The following is a 17,886-nucleotide window of genomic DNA, read 5'->3' as shown; positions in this document are numbered from 1 at the left end:
CAGCTCCAATCTTAAATTATGATAGTCTAACTATCATAATAGTAGTCGATGCACATTCGATTCTCAACGAAACTGCTTCGACACGGTATAATAACGAGATACAAAGAGGTGATTTCATGAGTAAACGACAACAAAATAAAGTAGAACGAATGAATCGCATCATTGAGCAAGCCGAGGTGCTCTTTTTACAAGACGGATTTGAACGGGTGCAAATGCAGGATATCGCTGACGCGTCCGAGCTCGGGGTCGCGACGTTGTTCCGGTACTTTCCGAAAAAAGACCAGTTAATCGTTGCCGCGGCCGTGCGCAATTTGGCACCGACGTTGGACGCGTTCAAACAACTGACGAACCGACCGGGAAATGCCTACTCGCGACTCGAGGCGATTCTTGATTATTTGCTCGAGCAACAGCTGAAGCAGACAAACCATTCCCGCTTCCGTGAGGCGTTCGAGAGCTATGCCTCGTCCGTCGCAAATCCCCTTCCCGGGATTGACGACTATATCGAGTTGCAGCGCGAAATCATGGAGACGCTCGAACCGCTCATTGAGCATGGGAAGACGGACGGCTCACTTCGAAGTGACATCGACGTGAAAGCGACCGTCGTCACGATCATCAATGCGTTCGGGACGTTCGGCAACAACATCATCTTGAAGTCACATATCAGCTATTTAGAGGACGACATCGAACCGGCCATCCAGCAACGGGTACTGCGCGAGATGCTCTTGTCGTATGTGCGCCCATAACGAAAGCCCCTTCGCGTGAAGGGGCTTCATTCGTGCAGTTCGAGCGGCAGACCGTCTGGGTCGAAGAAGAACGTCATCTTCTCGCCTGTGAACGTGTCAACCCGAATCGGTTCCGTCGTGACGCCGTGCGCATTCAGTTCGGCGACGACCGCCTCGATGTCATCGACTTTGAAAGCGAGATGGCGGAGTCCGCATGCCTCCGGGAAGCTCGGACGCTTCGGGCTGTCCGGTTTGATGAACAGCTCGAGCTCGTACGCGCCGAGCCGCAGGTCGATCTTGTGGTCGCCTTTGTCCGGACGATGATGCTCGCGGATGACGTCGAACCCGAGGATATCGATATAGAACCGCTTCGCCTCGTCATAGTCCGAGGCGATAATCGCCACGTGATGGATGGTATGTAGTTGCATCATAATCCCCCATATACAAAAAATGAGCACCTCTCACTAGAGGTGCTCTCGAAAAGTCTACCGCGTCGAACCACGCTCCACAACGTGCTCCTAAAAGGAATGTCCGCCGTCTTACATAGACCAGCTCATCGCATGTACTCAACTATAGGCGAATCCGAGCCCCGCGTCAATCTTTTGTTTGATGCGTCTTGACATCTTTCTAAAAATTAGGATAATCAATAGTGTTAGCACTCTTATATACAGAGTGCCAAAATCGAACGAATAAAGGAGAACGATCATGACAAAGAAACAGTTTCAAGCCGAATCGAAACGAATTTTAGAGTTGATGGTCCACTCAATCTATACGCATAAGGACATCTTCCTCCGTGAGCTCATCTCGAACGCGAGTGACGCCATCGACAAGATGTATTACCGGGCCCTCTCGGACGAGGCACTCGACTTCAACAAGGACGACTACTTCGTCAAAGTCGTACTCGACAAAGACGCTCGGACGATCACCATCCGCGACACCGGGATCGGGATGACGGCCGACGAGCTCGAGTCGAACCTCGGGATCATCGCCAAGAGCGGCTCGCTCGCGATGAAACAGGCGACGAAGATGGAAGAAGACCATAGCCTCATCGGCCAGTTCGGCGTCGGCTTCTACTCGGCGTTCATGGTCGCGGACCGTGTGACGGTGCGCACCCGCTCGGTCGACAGCGAGCAAGGTTACTTGTGGGAATCGGAAGGCACGGACGGCTACACGATTGAACCGACGGATAAGGCCGACATCGGGACCGAGATTACGTTACATGTGAAAGCTGACACGGACGACGAGACGTACTCGACGTTTCTCGAAGAGTACGAGATTCGTTCGCTCATCAAGAAGCACTCGGACTTCATCCGCTATCCGATTAAGCTCGATGTGACGAAGCATCGTCAAAAAGACGACTCGGAAGAATACGAGGACTATGTCGAAGAAGAGACAATCAACAGCATGGTGCCGATTTGGCGCAAACGGAAGAGCGAACTCTCGGACGAGGACTACAAGGCGTTCTATCATGAGAAGCGCTACGGCTTCGACGAGCCGCTCAAGCACCTGCACTTGAACGTCGACGGGACGATTCGTTATCAATCAATCCTCTACATCCCGTCAACGGTTCCATTCGACTACTACACAAAAGAATTTGAGAAAGGGCTCGAGCTCTACTCGAATGGCGTGTTAATCATGGAGAAGTCACCCGACCTCTTGCCAGACTACTTCGGCTTCGTCAAAGGAATGGTCGACTCCGAAGACCTCTCCCTCAACATTTCCCGTGAAATGTTGCAGCAGGACCGCCAGCTTCGCGTGATTGCGAAGAACGTGAAGTCGAAAATCAAAGGCATGCTCGAGAAGATGCTCCAAAACGAGCGTGAGGACTATGAGAAGTTCTATGAGTCGTTCGGTCGCCAGTTGAAGTTCGGCGTGTACGACCAGTTCGGCGCAGCCAAAGACGAATTGAAAGACTTGATTCTGTTCTATTCTTCTCATGAGAAGAAACTCGTCTCGCTTAAAGAGTATGTCGAGCGAATGAAGGAAGATCAGAAGTATATCTATTATGCGACAGGTGAATCGATTCATCGCATCGACCTCTTGCCACAAGCAGAACGCTTGAAGGAAGAAGGATATGAAATCCTCTACTTCACAGAAGAGATCGACGAGTTTGCCATCAAGATGCTGCAGTCGTATGACGGCAAAGAGTTCAAATCAATTGCGAGCGGCGACCTCGGTCTCGATGACGCGGAAGCGAAATCGCTCAACGAAGACAACCAAGACTTGTTCGCCTTCATGAAAGAAGCGCTCGGCGACCGCGTCAAAGAAGTGCGCGCATCTACACGTCTCAAGTCACATCCGGTCTGCTTGACGGTCGCCGGCGATGTCTCAATCGAGATGGAGAAGATTTTGAACACGATGCCGAACGGTGGCGGTATGAAAGCGGAGAAAGTGCTTGAAGTGAACGCCGATCACGCCATCTTCCAGACGTTACAGCGCATCTATAAGGAAGACGAAACGAAAGCGAAACAGTACACCGATTTGCTCTATCAGCAAGCGCTCCTCATCGAAGGGTTACCGATTGAAGACCCGGTCGCCTATTCGAATGCGGTGTGTGCGTTGATGGCAGAATAATGGAAAGACAGAGGGCGACCTCTGTCTTTTTCATTTTATCTGTTGTTCATCAACTGCCGTAACTGGTCTGGTGACAATACTTGTTCAGCTCTCCGATGAATCATTCGATGACAATTAGAACAGACTGGCACCAAATCTGTTTCAGCATCAACTCTCATAGGTTCCTTTAAAGTACTCAGCGGTTTCAAATGATGGATTTCAATATAATCTTTGCCACGTTCACCATATGCCGCTTCAAAGTTAAAGTCACATACGATACAATTCACACCATGAATTTCGATGGCTCTTTTCCGATTTGAAGCTTCCCGCTCGTATCGCTTCCCGTAGTAATAACGTTCTTGTCCTTCTAATACCATGCCACCGCTCTCTACTTCCTCGGCATCTACATCTTCTTCCGTTATATACGCTAACTCCATACTTACAGAGCTAAGAATATTCACTATTTCCTCATATCCGCTATGCGATGTAAGTTCTTCAATCATTCCATCTACTGAATAATTTTTAAAAATACCTTTGAACTCATCACTCAGGCCTAGGTATCTTAAAATATTCATCGATTCAAAGCCATTGGATTTTTTAGAAGCAGGCTTTAGAATCCTATTTTCGATTTCCCTATGACTAAGACCATCGATAAGATAAGCAATTAATACTCGATACTTTTTTAAGTCATCAACAGAATTAAACTCTCTTCCTCTTCCACTTGGTTGTAAAATTGGTAAATTCAAATGTCACTCCTCCTATGAGCTATTTATTTGTTCTAAAGCAAATATTTGCCTCAGGACAACAAAAATCCTCTCACTATCGTTACGAAAAATTATTGAATTCAGTAATCGAATTCAATAATCAATCAAAACGTAGAAAGAGGATTGATTTTATTTAAAGTTATTGTACGTACCTAACAACTGCATCTGAATCGCTTCCTGCAAAATGTTCCGATCATCCTCTTGCTCATGGATTTCTGCGATTCGATGACTCATCCGCTCAATTAATCCGACGACGAGGGCGTTCCCCATCGTGAAGTAGCGTTTTCGGTCCGTCATCGTGTCCGTCCATCCATATGGGAATCCGTTCAGCCCCTCGCACTCCTCAGGCCGCAAGTAACGAAGCTTCTTCGTCTGTGGATCTTCGATGACATGGCTCGAACGGTTGCATGTGCCTTCGCTCGTCAACATCGTGCGGCCCGGAAGGTCGAGCGAGTCCGGATACGACATGCCGCCTTCCGCGTACACATACACGTGACCGCTCGCCGAAGTCCGCTCGATTTTCTTCGGTCCTTTCAAGTAAGCCAACTCTTCCCGCTCGTTCCGACCCGACTTTTTAATCGTCTCGGTGTCCAAATAATACTGCTCCGGTGCAGGACCGAACTGCTCATAGACTTCTTGGACCACTTCGCCGAGTGTCTTCGGCACTTCGCGTTTAGGTAACGTCTCGAGCGTCGTCACCTGATTGCCCGACATGATTCCTGCGTTCCGGTACGTGGCCGAGAACGTGTCAGAGATTTCGACGATATCTTTCGGCAGTTCGAACTGCGAGCCCGGATGTTTCTCGCTCGTCAGTTCATGGACCGGGAATGCCGGGGCGAAGAATCCTGACTCGAGCAGCCATTCCTCAGGGTTTGCCTGTTGAGCACGTACCGAATGATTCAGGTCGGTGCGGGTCGCGAAGATGAAGATGCGACGACGGCGTTGCGCGAACCCATAGTCGGCCGCATTGATGACGCGCCACTCGACCGTATAGCCTTGGTCGGCGAACGCACGAAGCATGACGCTAAAGTCACGTCCCCGTTGCTTGGCCGGCGACTTCATGAGGCGATCGACGTTCTCGAGCAACACATATGGTGGTTTCTCTTGTTCGATGATGTTCATGATTTCCCAGAACAAGACGCCCTTCTTCCCTTGGATGCCTTGCTCGTTCTTGAGGCTGCGCGACACGCTGTAGTCTTGGCAAGGAAACCCGCCTACTAACAGATGATGCGGGCCTGCCTCCATCCATGACAAGGCGATATCTTCGTTCGAATGTATACCTCGGTTCTTGAACCGTTCGGCGTAGCAATCAAAGGCCGGCTGGCTCTTAGTCGCCGGTTCCCATTGATTGCCCCAAACCACATCGAATTTGTCCGATGTAGGCTCGGCATTCACATCTTTAATTCCTTCAAGTGCGATGCGGAAACCTCCTACACCAGCAAATAACTCAACTACTTTAATCAATGGGAACACCCTTTCGCATTTTCTATCTTAAATTTACTCTATTTTTAATTTCGACTCAATGGAAATAGTGTATCACGAACGATGAATTCGATCAAGCGGTACGCTATAATGGTTATAAATGTAAAATATAGGAGGATTCACTTTGCGGTATGAAACGATTCAAGAATTGATGGATAAGGCAAGAGAGGCCGAAGGGAAGACGTTTGGTGAAATCGACACGACCGGACGCATCAAGAATGTCCGCTCAAAAGGTGCCCTCGGACATGTCATTGAGGAAAGCCATTTCGGTTACCCAATCAATTCGGACGCTCGACCCGATTTCGAGGAACTCGGCATCGAGTTGAAGGTCACCCCTTTCAAGAAAAATAAAAATGGTACATATTCATCGAAGGAGCGGCTCGTTTTGAACATGATCGATTATCATAACGAGCACGAGTATTCGTTCGAGACGTCGAGCTTCTTATCCAAAGCCACGAGCATGCTGATTATGCTTTATCAATATGAACCAAACATCCCTATCGACGACTACCGTATCTACAAGGCGTTCTTGAATGAGTTCTCAGAAGAGGATTTGGACGTGATGCGGCAAGACTGGGAGACAATCGTCGCAAAAATCAAACGTGGCGAGGCCCATTTGATTTCCGAGGCCGATACGATGTATCTATCCGCTTGCACGAAAGGAGCGAACGGATCGGTCGTACGCAGCCAACCGTTCTCAGAGCAACCCGCAAAACCGCGCGCCTTCTCACTAAAATCTTCTTATATGTCCGGGCTTGTCCGTCAGTACTTGACCCCAGAACTGATGGAGTCGATTGCCTCGCATGGTGAACTGAAAGAGATGTCTCTCGAACAGCTCCTCGAGGAACGCCTCTCCCCTCATTATGGAAAGACGTTACTCGATTTGTGCGAAGAGACCGGTATCCCTTATAACCCGGGGAATAAGGCGATGATTCCTCGCGTCATGGCAAAGCTCTTAGGTGTCCGAAAGACCGATTTATCGAGCATTGAGGAGTTTGCAAAGGCCAATATCAAGTTCAAGACAATCGCTCGGGAACCTGACGGCAATCTTCGGGAACATATGTCGTTCGGTAAAGTCGACTTCGAGGCCTTGTCCCGAGAGGCATGGGAAGAGTCTGATCTATATGACACGTTTGCCGAACAAAAATACCTCTTCCTCATCTTCCGATACGATGAGAAGTACGTTTCCAAACAAAAACGTATCCCTCGCTTCGAAGGGATACGATTATGGAACATGCCGCTTGAAACGATTGACGGCGAAGTAAAATCGATGTGGCTTGAAACACAAGCGGTGGTCCGTGCAGGTGTTCAATTGACGCCTATGAAGCGAGGGGTCAAGAACAACCTGCCAGGTGCCAAGTTTAATCGGGTCGCTCACGTTCGCTCAAAAGCTGCCGATGGACAGGATAAAGTTCGTCTTCCGGATGGTCAATGGATCACCAAGCAATCATTCTGGTTGGACAAAAGCTATATCCGACAGATTCTAGACGCTTAACATGAGTATTTCCCTCCCTCAAGTGGAATCCTCTTACTAGAGGGAGGTGAAGGTATGGCCAGAAATGTACCGAAAGCATCGAGTCCAGCCGTCTTCAAGACGATGAGCGGGAATCGTGGCAAGGATACCAAAATGGAAGTGAAGGTCCGAAAAGCACTTTGGGCTGCCGGATATCGATATCGGAAGAACAATCGGAAGCTGTATGGGACACCAGACATCTCGTTTCCCGGACTCCGTGTCGTCGTCTTTTTGGACTCCTGCTATTGGCATGGCTGCCCCCTTCACTTTAAAATCCCGAAGACGAACGCCGAGTTCTGGCGACAAAAGATTGGACGTAACATCGAACGGGATGCCGACGTCACACGACACTACGTCGAGGAGGGATGGATCATCCTTCGGTTTTGGGAGCATCAGGTCAATGAGGACTTCGACCACGTGATTCATACCATCACCCATTTCGTCGACATGGCCAAGGTCAACCGTCATAGACGGAGCGGATGACAACCCTCACTCGTTAATCTAAATCCTCGTCAAACAATGGTTCATCAAACGTTTCCGTCGTATCATCAATCAACAGGTTCGTGTAGATTCCTTCTACACGGCCTCTTTTTTTGCCACCTTCATTCAAGTACTCGACGATTTTGAACGTGTCGGGCGCTTCAAGCCCGATGATGACGATTGGTACAGTCAACTGCGTGTTCAACGGCTTTAAATGATGGACATACTTCTCATACGTCCCGATAGCGTTATCGAAGTTTCCGGCACGCTGAAGTCGTTGGGTCGCGCAGATGATTACACCGATTCGAGTTTGAATTGCCTTCTCAACATGATTCAACTCGCTCGCAATAACCGGTTTCAACAGATTCCATGCAATCGTTCCCGAATGATTGAAACCTACTTCCAGCGAGATATTCTCTTTAGCGAAATCAAGGCGCCATACGTTCTCTGAATAATCGCGATCTTGGAAGATTGGGCTTTCGCTGGCCCAGCCTCTCTTAGAAAACTCCGATTTGAATAAATCATTCAAGGTCGAAGATAGACTTTTGTTCTTGTCCGCATACTTCTCTTCGAATTTTTGAATGATGTCGTCATCACTTATGGAATGTATGATGTCGTGGATTTCTCTCCAAATCTCTGTGAATTCCTTATCATTTTTAAGTATCGTCTCCCCGAAACGGTGTGAATGAATTCGATAGTTCAACTGTCTCACCCTTTTGTCTGTAATTGATAATGATGTACTTTATGACGAGAATCATTGCTGTTTCTTCAATTAATTCAAACTCTCATCACTCCTAATCACTTTATCAGGATACATGATTGAAAACAAAAGCACATTTATTTTGTAATCGTTTTCTTTCCTTATATTAAGCGTTTCGTACATAAAACGTTGATGTATCAACATTTTCCCAGACATGCAAACGCCTTGACATTTTTGGTCGGTTATATGAAGTTAGTATTACATTATAATTATTCTAGTAGAGACAAAAGTCCACTAGAGTAAAAAACCAAGGAGGACATATCCCATGTCATTAATCGGCAAAGAAATCTTACCGTTCAAAGCACAAGCATTCCAAACAGGTGAATTCCTCGAAGTATCGGACAACGACTTCAAAGGTCAATGGAGCGTCGTTTGCTTCTACCCAGCTGACTTCACGTTCGTCTGCCCGACTGAACTCGAAGACCTTCAAAACGAATACGCGACACTTAAAAACCTCGGCGTCGAAGTGTACTCAGTATCGACTGACACACACTTCACGCACAAAGCATGGCACGAAACGTCTGAGAAAATCGGCAAAATCGAGTACATCATGATCGGTGACCCATCACACACAATCTCACGCAACTTCGACGTCTTGAACGAAGAAGATGGCCTTGCTGACCGCGGTACGTTCATCATCGACCCAGACGGCGTCATCCAAACAGTTGAAATCAACGCAGGCGGCATCGGCCGTGACGCGAGCACGCTCGTCAACAAAGTCAAAGCGGCACAATACGTCCGCAACAACCCAGGCGAAGTCTGCCCGGCGAAATGGGAAGAAGGTTCTGAAACACTTCGCCCGAGCCTCGACCTCGTCGGCAAGTTGTAAGGAGCGGATTACATGTTAGAAGCAGATATTAAACAACAGTTGGACCAATATCTCCAGCTCATGGAGGGCGATGTCGTCCTCCGTGTCAGCGCTGGAGACGACACGGTCTCAAAAGAGATGCTCGACCTCGTGAACGAACTTGCGAGCATGTCGTCACGCATCTCGGTCGAGAACGTCACACTCGATCGCACACCGAGTTTCAGCGTGAGCCGTCCGTCTGAAGAGACGGGAATCGTCTTCGCAGGAATCCCGCTCGGTCACGAGTTCACGTCACTCGTCCTCGCGTTGCTCCAAGTGAGCGGCCGAGCGCCGAAAGTCGACGCGGACGCGATCAAACAAATTCAACAGATCGAAGGCACGTACCACTTCGAGTCGTATATCAGCCTCAGCTGCCACAACTGCCCAGACGTCGTCCAGGCACTGAACGTCATGAGCGTGCTCAACCCGAACATCTCCCATACGATGATCGACGGTGGCGCCTTCAAGGCGGAAGTCGAAGCGAAAGAAATCATGGCTGTCCCGACCGTCTTCTTGAACGGTGAGGCATTCGGCAACGGACGTATGTCACTTGAAGAGATTTTAGCGAAACTCGGCACAGGCCCGGACGCTTCGGCGTTCGAAAACAAAGATCCGTATGACGTCCTCGTCATCGGTGGCGGCCCAGCTGGCGCGAGCGCTGCTGTTTATGCGGCTCGTAAAGGCATCCGCACAGGAATCGTCGCCGAGCGCTTCGGTGGTCAAGTGATGGACACGATGGGGATCGAGAACTTCATCGGAACGTCTTACACGGAAGGCCCGAAACTCGTCGCGAGCTTGGAAGAGCACGTGAAAGAGTACGGCATCGACGTCATGAACCTCCAGCGCGCGAAGCGTCTCGAGAAAACTGACCTCGTCGAAGTCGAACTCGAGAACGGTGCTGTCTTGAAGAGTAAGAGCGTCATCCTCTCGACAGGTGCACGCTGGCGCAACGTCAACGTCCCAGGTGAAGCCGAGTTCAAAAACAAAGGTGTCGCCTACTGTCCGCACTGTGACGGTCCGCTCTTCGAAGGCAAGCGCGTCGCCGTCATCGGTGGCGGGAACTCTGGGATTGAAGCAGCGATTGACCTTGCCGGAATCGTCAAGCACGTTACGGTGCTCGAGTTCGCTCCTGAACTCAAAGCCGACCAAGTGCTTCAAGACCGCCTTCACAGCCTCCCGAACGTGACCGTCGTTACGAACGCACAGACGACAGAAATCACGGGTACGGACAAAGTGAACGGTATCTCGTACTTGTCTCGCGAGACGAACGAGACGCACCACGTCGAACTCGAAGGCGTCTTCGTCCAAATCGGCCTCGTACCGAACACGGACTGGCTCGACTCGGTCGAACGCAACAACTTCGGGGAGATCGTCGTCGACCGTCATGGCGCGACGAACGTCCCAGGTGTGTTCGCGGCAGGTGACTGCACGAACAGCGCCTACAAACAAATCATCATCTCGATGGGCTCTGGTGCGACGGCCGCACTCGGTGCTTTCGATTATATGATTCGCAACTAACGCAAAACGCGTCCTCCACTGTGAGGACGCGTTTTTCATCGTTCTGCGACCGATTCAAACGTTTGATTCCCCGGGAAAGTGGAATAGCGGACAAGAGAACGGATTTTGAATGAGGAGGCATTTTATGAACATCCCAACCATCAAACTACATGACGGCTATGAGATTCCCGCCATCGGGCTCGGTACCGTCTATTTACGAGGAGAAACCGGTGTCGACGCGATAACGGGCGCGATTCGGAACGGCTATCGCTTGATCGACTCGGCCATCCGCTATGACAACGAAGGGACGGTCGGCGAGGCGGTCCGTCAATCCGGTATCCCACGTGAGCAACTGTTTCTGACCTCAAAGCTACGCGGTCAATATTTCGACTATGACGACGCGCTCGAGATGATTCGCGAGTCGCTTTACCGGGCGAACCTCGACTATTGGGACCTATTTCTCTTACATTGGCCGAACCCAAAACAAGATAAGTATGTCGAGGCGTGGCGTGCCCTCATCCAAGCGAAGAAAAACGGATGGATTCGCTCCATCGGTGTATCGAACTTCATGCCCGAGCACCTCGACCGTTTAATCGAGGAGACGGGTGAGACGCCGGTCATCAATCAAATTGAGATGCACCCCTACTTCTCACAAGTCGAACAACGCGATGCCGACAAGGAACGAGGCATCATAACCGAAGCGTGGAGCCCACTCAGTCGCGCCCGCACTGTCATCCATGACGAGACGATCACCGAGCTCGCACGACAAAAAGGGAAGACCGTGTCGCAAGTCATCTTGCGCTGGCACGTCCAGCTAGGCGTCATCCCACTCCCGCGTTCGTCGAGCGAGATGCACCAAAAAGAGAATCTCGACGTCTTCAACTTCGAATTGACCGAGGGCGAGATGAAGACGCTCAACGCGCTGACAAAACCGGATGGACGTATCGATAATCAAGACCCGAGAGAATATGAAGAGTACTAAAAAAGATTGAGCCGCGACGGGCTCAATCTTTTTGTCGTCAAAACGCAGGAATCGCCGTTTCGTCGTAGTTCTCTTCTAAGAAGGCACGGACTTCATCGCTCGTGAGCGCCTCGCCGAGCTTCTGAATCGCCTCATCATCTTGATTGTCCTCACGGGCGACGAGTGTGATCGCGAAGTCGTTATCGACACCTTCGGTCAAGAGGGCGTCCGTCTTCGGCGTCAACCCGAGCGGTGCCGCGTAGGCCGGTGTCATGAGGACCGCGTCGACGTCGTCATAGGCGCGCGCGAGCATGAGCAAGTCGACTTCTTGGAACGTGAAGTTCTTCGGGTTTTCCGTAATATCGGCTTGCGTGTAATATGAACCGTTCTTTTCACCGAGCTCAATCACATCGTGCTGGGCAAGGAGTGAGAGCGAACGGTCGATGTTCGACACGTCGTTCGCGATGGCAATCGTCGCGCCTTCCGGGATGTCGTCGATGTTGTCATACTCTTTCGAGTAGACCCCGTAGTTGGCGAAGTAAATCGGCTCGATCGGGACGAGGTTCGCATCGTTGCTGCGATTGAACTCTTCCATGTACGGGACGTGTTGGAAGAAGTTCGCATCGACTTCTTCTGCCGCGAGCGCCGTGTTCGGCTGGACGTTGTCCCCGAGGACGACGATCTCAAGCTCGATGTTGTCTTCGGCAAGCTGTTCTTTCGCGATCTCAAGCATGTCCGTCATCGGCGGGATGAGCGATGCAACTTTGAGCGTCTGTGGCTCGTTCGACGGGGCTTCCGTCGTGTTCGTTTCTGAGTCGTTTCCACACGCCGCGAGAACGAGCGTGAGTGAAGCGAAGAGGGCCATTAATTTTTTCATTGGTTTTCCTTCTTTCTGTGTTTGATTAGCGTTTGTCGATGAGACGGGCCACGGTCGTACCGGTGAACTGAATCATCTGGACGAAGAGGAGCATGATGAGAATCATGTACATCATGAGCTCCGTCTTGAACTGTTGATACCCGTAGCGGATGGCGAAGTCACCGATGCCGCCGCCCCCGACCACCCCCATGATGGTCGAGTACGAAATGAAGCTGATGATGGACGTCGTCAGCCCGAGGACGAGACCGGAACGGGCCTCGACGTATAAGAACTTGAAGATGACGTCTTTGATGGATGCGCCCATCGATACCGCCGCCTCGACGACGCCGCGCGGGACGTCTAAGAGCGATTGCTCGACGAGGCGCGAGTAATGGGCGATCGCGATGATGGCGAGCGGCACGGTCGCCGCTGCCGTCCCGATGGCCGTTCCGATGATGAGCCGTGTGAATGGAATCAAAAACACGACGAGTAGTAGGAACGGGAACGACCGGACGATGTTGACGACCAAGTTGAGGACGGAGAAGACGGCCCGATTCTCTAAGAGCTGCCCTTTTCGGGACAAGTAGAGCCATGTGCCGAGCGGTAGACCGACGAGGACGGCGGCGAGGATCGAGACGCCGACCATGATGAACGTCTCGCCGATTGAACGCCAAATCTCGGTCTGGTATTGGACGAGCACTTCAGGCATCGGTCTCACCCGCCTTCTTCAGCTGGTCGACGAACCAGCTCGGATTGTTGTCGATGACTGGCACACCGCTTGGGACGAGGTCCATCGTCTCATAAACAGACCCGTCCGCCATGACGGTCACGCGGTCACACACTTGTTTAATGACGTCCATCTCGTGCGTGACGATGACGATGGTGACGCCGAGTCGCTCGTTAATCGACTTCAACACGTCGAGCACCTCGGCCGTCGTGTTCGGGTCGAGCGAGGACGTCGGTTCATCGCACAATAAGACGTGCGGCTCGTTTGCGAGCGCCCGCGCGATGGCGACGCGTTGCTTCTGTCCCCCGCTCAGTTGGGCCGGATACTTGTCCTTGAACGATTCGAGCCCGACGAAACGGAGACATTCGAGCACCCGTTCCTTGTGCGTCGCTCTCGGTCGACCGGCTAGCTTGAGTGGTGCGACGACGTTGTCATAGACGGTCTTATTGGCGACGAGGTTGAACTGCTGAAAGATCATCCCGATGACGTGTCGCTTTTCGCGAAGCTGCCGTGTCGAGAGCGAGGTCAGCACGGACCCGTCAATCTCGACCGTGCCGCTGTCCGGCGTCTCGAGCAAGTTCATGAGCCGGAGCACCGTCGACTTACCGGCACCGCTCGCCCCGATAATGCCGTAGATTTCCCCACGGTCGACGTGGAGCGAGACGTCCTTTACAGCTATATCGCGTCCAAACTGTTTGCGTACATTCGTTAACGTAATCATCGACTGTCCCTTTCCTTATGAAATCTGTGTGATACCCGTATCCCATTTTAGCGAAGTAAAGGACAAATGTCAGTTCTTCCGCTCCATCCAATCGGCTTCAGAACATTTCACTTCCCAATCGCCCACCTCGGCCTCTATAATGAAAACAGATAATACCATAGGGGGTATATAAAAATGACAATTGAAATCGGATTGACCTTCGCCGTCCTGGCGCTGGCGATTTTCCTGTTTGTGACCGACAAGCTCCGGACCGACCTCGTCGCCGTCTTAATCATGGTCATCTTGCCGTGGACCGGCGTCATCACGGCGAACGAGGCGTTTTCTGGATTCGCCTCGAACGCGGTCATCTCGGTGATTGGGGTCATGTTAATCGGATATGGCGTTGAACGCTCCGGTATCATGTCCGTCGTCGCGGGCTTCATCACGAAACGTGTCGGCGTCAAAGAAAAGAACGTGATGGCAACGACGTCGACGACCGTCGGCCTCATCTCGGCGTTCATGCAAAACATCGGTGCGGCTGCTCTATTCTTGCCGGCGCTGAAACGCATCAGCAAGAATGCGAACATCCCGGCCTCGAAACTGATCATGCCGATGGGCTTCGCCGCCATCCTCGGTGGGACGCTGACAATGGTCGCCTCGGGTCCGCTTATCATCTTGAACGACTTGTTGACCGAGTCGGGATTTGACGCCTTGAACTTGTTCGCCGTCACGCCAATCGGGCTCGCCTTGCTTGCGACGGGAATTCTATATTTTTATTTCGCGGGAAATCTCGTCTTACCGAAAGCTTCAGGTGAGAAGCTAGCGACGAGCGCCTCGTTCATGCAAGAGACGCACAACTTGACGACCGACATCCATGAGTTCGACGTCAACGCCCGGCTTACCGGCTCGACGATTGAACAACTCGATATTTGGTCGACGTACGGTCTCAACATCCTCGCCCTTCGTGAAGATGTGAGTCACGTCTATGGCCCATGGCGGAAAACGCACCTCGCCGAAGGGCAGACGCTCGCTGTTCTTGGGACGAAGGACGCGGTGGAGCGGTTCGCAGACGATTATGGTGTGAACATTAAGCCCGAGCTCGAACACTTCGCCTCGCTTGAGAACGAAGATGAGAGCGGCTTCGCCGAAATTATCATCCCACCGACATCGCCGTTCATCGGCAAGACGCTTCGCGACATCGGCTTCCGGAAAAACTTCCGGCTCGAACCGCTCGCCGTCGTCGGCAACGACGGAACGAAGACGGCACTTGAGGACGTCCCGTTTGAAGCCGGGATGCAGCTCATCGTCTACGGTCGTTGGCAAGATTTAATCAACCTTCGTAACGGTCGCGAAGTCGCGGTGCTCAGTGACGTGAAAGCACCCGAACTCGCACCACAACAAAACAAGAAAAAGCCGGCACTGTTCGCAATCGTCGTCTCACTCGGACTCGTCTTCATGGGCTTTCCACTGTCGCTCAGCTTTTTCACCGGCGCCTTGCTCATGATCTTGCTCGGCGTCATCCCGAAAGAAGAGATTTATCCGGCAATCGATTGGAAGACCGTCTTCTTGCTCGCCGGGCTCATCCCGCTCGGTACGGCATTCGAGAAGAGCGGAGCGGCCGCCTATACGGCGAACGCCATCGTCAACCTCGTCGGAGGATGGAGCACTCTCGCCATCTTGTTCATCATCGGGCTCATCACGATGTTCTTTTCGCTCTTTATGTCGAACGTCGCCGCAACGGTCTTGCTCGTCCCACTCGTCCTCATGATGGCCGACACGTTCAGTATGGACCCAATCGGACTCGCCCTTCTCGTCGCCGTCTCGGCCTCGAACTCGTTCATCTTGCCGACGCACCAAGTGAACGCCTTCATCATGGGACCCGGTGGTTATCGGAACGCCGACTATATGAAAGCCGGCGGCATCATGAGCCTACTTTTCCTCGTCGTCTCGGTACTGATGGTGTACGTATTGTTCATGTAACACAAAAAAGGAGGAATCCGCAGATTCTTCCTTTTTTGATGCGCTTAAATCGGATGACGTTTGAAGTGTTCGGCAATGTGGGCGCGCATCGCCTCCCGATTCTCAGCAAAGATGCGATGCCGGTGTCCGTTCCCACCGGAAGGGTGCGGAAACCCGCTCACGACACGCGCTGGATCAATCAGATCGCGGTCGACGAGCGTTTCGACGGCGCGGCGCACGTTGATACCCATCGGCAAGATCAGCGCGTCTTTCAGTAAAGCCATCTCGTCCGCGAACATCCCGTCGATATAGGAGCCGAACAGATCCGTCTTCAACAGGTCCGGGCTCGCCCCATTATAGTTTTTCCCCTTATAGAACACCGGGTACGGCAAGACGGCCGTGTTTTGGACGAGGTGGTTCGCAGGCCCGAACAAGTCGAGCGTCGTCTCGATGCCGAGGTGACGATGTAAGTCCAAGTCGTCGAGCATCGTCACCAAGTTTTTTCGAATCGGCCCTGAGAAACTCCCTCGTTGTTTGACGGACCGGAGCGCCTCCTCCTCCGGGGCATTTGCCAAATCACGAATCGCCTCGAACGACTGACGCATCTGGTACAGGCCCGGCGTGATGCCGGCGATGACGACTTTCGCATCCGGATTGACGTATTCGAACGGCGCGTAATAAATCTCGAGCGGTTTGACCGGGTCTGCTTCGAACAAGAACGTCTCACTCTTCAACGTCGCTTCTTCTAAGTCCGCCAAATCGAGAATCTTTTGTTTATAGGCTTGAAAGTGGTCGGTTCTCATCGGCATGGTCATCCCTCCTTTATTGTCTGTTCTCAATAGTGACTGTATTGAAACGCCGACCGTCGCCTCAGTTTGACGCTTACGCCTTGCTTTTGTATAGTTAGGAACGACAAAAACGAATGGAGGAGTGCCATTTTGACTCCAAACGAAACGAGCTCGACCCGGCTGCTTGATTTGCTCGCCGCACGCCACGATCAAATCCGACGCATCAGCGAGCAGGCTTGGAACGACAAGCACGACATCTATATCTCGAACTCGGAATGGTACGTGCTCGCCCGGATTTATCAAAAGAAACCGACCATCGCCGAGGTGACACGAGGCGTCCACGTCTCCCGCCAGGCCATCCATAAACTCATTAAAAACTTGGACACGAAAGGGCTCGTCCTCGTGACCGACCATCCGACGAGCCGAAAAGATAAATGCATCGAACTGACCGCGCTCGGCGTGACGTGTTACGAACAAAACGAGGCGCTCAAGGCGAGCCTCGAGCGAGACATCGCCAACGCCCTTAGTGACGAGGCGTTCCAACAACTGCAGACGTTGCTTCAAGCCGATTGGAAACTGTAGACCCTTCAACGGAAAGGGTCTTTTTTTCACGGACCACATCTTCCTCTAAATGTCAACCGAGTTGACATTTTACATCATGAACTACTATACTTGATGAAAGGGAGAGGTGATCGATTTGTTCAAAAAAGGTGATTTAATGATTTATTCGACCCACGGCGTCTGTCAAATCGACGACATTTCCGATAAGACAATCGCAGGTGAGACCAAGTCGTACTACACGCTTCATCCAATCAACAACACGCAGAAGCTTCAAATCAGCATCCCGGTCGACAGCGACAAAGTGATGATGTTGACGCTTCTTGAAGCGACGGAGGCAAAATCGATTCTCGAGTCGTTTCGTTCCCCTGGCGTCGAGTGGAATCCCCACCCGAACAACCGGAACCGTGAATTTTTGAACGTCGTCCATTCGGGCAATCGCCAAGAGATTGCACAAGTAATCAACACACTGGCACGTCGGAAGGCAGAGGCCGATTTGTTGAACAAGAAACTGTACGAGCAAGACCGTAAAATCTTAGAGAACGCTAAAACGATTCTCGTCAAAGAGTTGTCGCTCGCGCTCAAGCAGTCAGAAACTGAAATCGAACAACAGATTGCCTCGTATTTAAGCGAAGAAGCCATCGCTTCCGTTTGATTGGACCCTTCCGTGCGAAGCGGTCTTTTTTTATTTGAAAATGTAAAAGAAAAAGCGAGAATCT

Annotated in this window: 18 protein-coding genes; 10 read left to right on the top strand and 8 right to left on the bottom strand. The window is 51.5% G+C overall.

All coding sequences use genetic code 11. From position 1 onward, the window contains the following. Positions 1-116 precede the first annotated feature (116 nt). Positions 117-743 (top strand): TetR/AcrR family transcriptional regulator, encoded by a 627-nt coding sequence (locus DI14_RS00090; RefSeq protein WP_034803615.1) that lies wholly within the window; start codon positions 117-119, stop codon positions 741-743. 26 nt (positions 744-769) lie between these two features. On the opposite strand, the gene DI14_RS00085 is transcribed toward DI14_RS00090, so the two are convergent. Beyond that, a complete protein-coding gene (locus DI14_RS00085; RefSeq protein WP_034803612.1) occupies positions 770-1,150 on the bottom strand; it encodes a VOC family protein in 381 nt (126 codons plus the stop codon). Between the two features lie 277 nt (positions 1,151-1,427). On the opposite strand from DI14_RS00085, the gene htpG reads away from it, so the two are divergent. Then, positions 1,428-3,296, top strand: coding sequence for a molecular chaperone HtpG (htpG, locus tag DI14_RS00080; protein ID WP_034803608.1), 1,869 nt, complete (start codon positions 1,428-1,430; stop codon positions 3,294-3,296). A gap of 35 nt (positions 3,297-3,331) precedes the next feature. Here the strand turns inward: htpG and DI14_RS14920 are convergent, their stop codons facing one another. Both DI14_RS14920 and dcm read right to left on the bottom strand, forming a co-directional pair. Continuing rightward, on the bottom strand, positions 3,332-4,021 hold the full coding sequence (locus DI14_RS14920; protein ID WP_051622470.1) for an HNH endonuclease: 690 nt from the start codon (positions 4,019-4,021) through the stop codon (positions 3,332-3,334). A 147-nt stretch (positions 4,022-4,168) separates the two neighbouring features. Further along, on the bottom strand, positions 4,169-5,503 hold the full coding sequence (gene dcm / locus DI14_RS00070) for a DNA (cytosine-5-)-methyltransferase (RefSeq protein WP_034803606.1): 1,335 nt from the start codon (positions 5,501-5,503) through the stop codon (positions 4,169-4,171). Between the two features lie 142 nt (positions 5,504-5,645). On the opposite strand from dcm, the gene DI14_RS00065 reads away from it, so the two are divergent. Beyond that, on the top strand, positions 5,646-7,016 hold the full coding sequence (locus tag DI14_RS00065) for a Sau3AI family type II restriction endonuclease (RefSeq protein WP_034803603.1): 1,371 nt from the start codon (positions 5,646-5,648) through the stop codon (positions 7,014-7,016). Between the two features lie 54 nt (positions 7,017-7,070). Continuing rightward, complete coding sequence (locus DI14_RS00060; protein WP_034803600.1) at positions 7,071-7,517, top strand: very short patch repair endonuclease; 447 nt, start codon at positions 7,071-7,073, stop codon at positions 7,515-7,517. A gap of 13 nt (positions 7,518-7,530) precedes the next feature. On the opposite strand, the gene DI14_RS00055 is transcribed toward DI14_RS00060, so the two are convergent. Further along, entirely contained in the window at positions 7,531-8,226 is a 696-nt protein-coding gene (locus DI14_RS00055) for a BglII/BstYI family type II restriction endonuclease (protein ID WP_235193356.1), read from the bottom strand. A 313-nt stretch (positions 8,227-8,539) separates the two neighbouring features. Here DI14_RS00055 and ahpC point away from each other — a divergent pair, with 313 nt between their 5' ends. The 3 genes from ahpC to DI14_RS00040 all read left to right on the top strand — a co-directional run bounded on the left by ahpC (position 8,540) and on the right by DI14_RS00040 (position 11,600). Continuing rightward, positions 8,540-9,103 carry an alkyl hydroperoxide reductase subunit C gene (gene ahpC / locus DI14_RS00050; protein WP_034803599.1) on the top strand — a complete coding sequence of 188 codons (564 nt, stop codon included), beginning with the start codon at positions 8,540-8,542 and terminating at the stop codon, positions 9,101-9,103. A gap of 12 nt (positions 9,104-9,115) precedes the next feature. Then, positions 9,116-10,639 carry an alkyl hydroperoxide reductase subunit F gene (gene ahpF, locus DI14_RS00045; protein WP_024371035.1) on the top strand — a complete coding sequence of 508 codons (1,524 nt, stop codon included), beginning with the start codon at positions 9,116-9,118 and terminating at the stop codon, positions 10,637-10,639. 124 nt (positions 10,640-10,763) lie between these two features. Then, a complete protein-coding gene (locus DI14_RS00040; protein ID WP_034803597.1) occupies positions 10,764-11,600 on the top strand; it encodes an aldo/keto reductase in 837 nt (278 codons plus the stop codon). A gap of 37 nt (positions 11,601-11,637) precedes the next feature. Here the strand turns inward: DI14_RS00040 and DI14_RS00035 are convergent, their stop codons facing one another. The 3 genes from DI14_RS00035 to DI14_RS00025 are packed head-to-tail and all read right to left on the bottom strand — an operon-like array spanning position 11,638 to position 13,883. Further along, the gene (locus DI14_RS00035; RefSeq protein WP_034803592.1) at positions 11,638-12,456 is read right to left on the bottom strand and encodes a MetQ/NlpA family ABC transporter substrate-binding protein; all 819 of its coding nucleotides are present in this window, start codon (positions 12,454-12,456) and stop codon (positions 11,638-11,640) included. Positions 12,457-12,481: 25 nt separating this feature from the next. Further along, the gene (locus DI14_RS00030; RefSeq protein WP_034803590.1) at positions 12,482-13,144 is read right to left on the bottom strand and encodes a methionine ABC transporter permease; all 663 of its coding nucleotides are present in this window, start codon (positions 13,142-13,144) and stop codon (positions 12,482-12,484) included. Further along, positions 13,137-13,883, bottom strand: coding sequence for a methionine ABC transporter ATP-binding protein (locus DI14_RS00025; protein WP_051622468.1), 747 nt, complete (start codon positions 13,881-13,883; stop codon positions 13,137-13,139). Before DI14_RS00025 ends, DI14_RS00030 begins: the two co-directional genes overlap by 8 nt. Positions 13,884-14,057: 174 nt before the next feature. Between DI14_RS00025 and DI14_RS00020 the strand changes: the two genes are divergently transcribed. Beyond that, on the top strand, positions 14,058-15,842 hold the full coding sequence (locus tag DI14_RS00020; protein ID WP_051622467.1) for an SLC13 family permease: 1,785 nt from the start codon (positions 14,058-14,060) through the stop codon (positions 15,840-15,842). 44 nt (positions 15,843-15,886) lie between these two features. Here the strand turns inward: DI14_RS00020 and DI14_RS00015 are convergent, their stop codons facing one another. Further along, positions 15,887-16,630, bottom strand: a complete 744-nt coding sequence (locus tag DI14_RS00015) for a hypothetical protein (RefSeq protein ID WP_051622466.1) — start codon at positions 16,628-16,630, stop codon at positions 15,887-15,889. Between the two features lie 129 nt (positions 16,631-16,759). Between DI14_RS00015 and DI14_RS00010 the strand changes: the two genes are divergently transcribed. Both DI14_RS00010 and DI14_RS00005 read left to right on the top strand, forming a co-directional pair. Further along, entirely contained in the window at positions 16,760-17,191 is a 432-nt protein-coding gene (locus DI14_RS00010; protein ID WP_034803584.1) for a MarR family winged helix-turn-helix transcriptional regulator, read from the top strand. Positions 17,192-17,297: 106 nt separating this feature from the next. Continuing rightward, positions 17,298-17,822, top strand: a complete 525-nt coding sequence (locus tag DI14_RS00005) for a CarD family transcriptional regulator (protein ID WP_081825769.1) — start codon at positions 17,298-17,300, stop codon at positions 17,820-17,822. The last annotated feature ends 64 nt before the right edge of the window (positions 17,823-17,886 follow it).

It is taken from the genome of Exiguobacterium sp. AB2 (genome assembly GCF_000696055.1).
GTDB lineage: Bacteria > Bacillota > Bacilli > Exiguobacteriales > Exiguobacteriaceae > Exiguobacterium > Exiguobacterium alkaliphilum.
The sequence above is the reverse complement of the archived record's forward strand: the minus strand, read 5'-3'. Positions and strand labels throughout refer to the sequence as shown.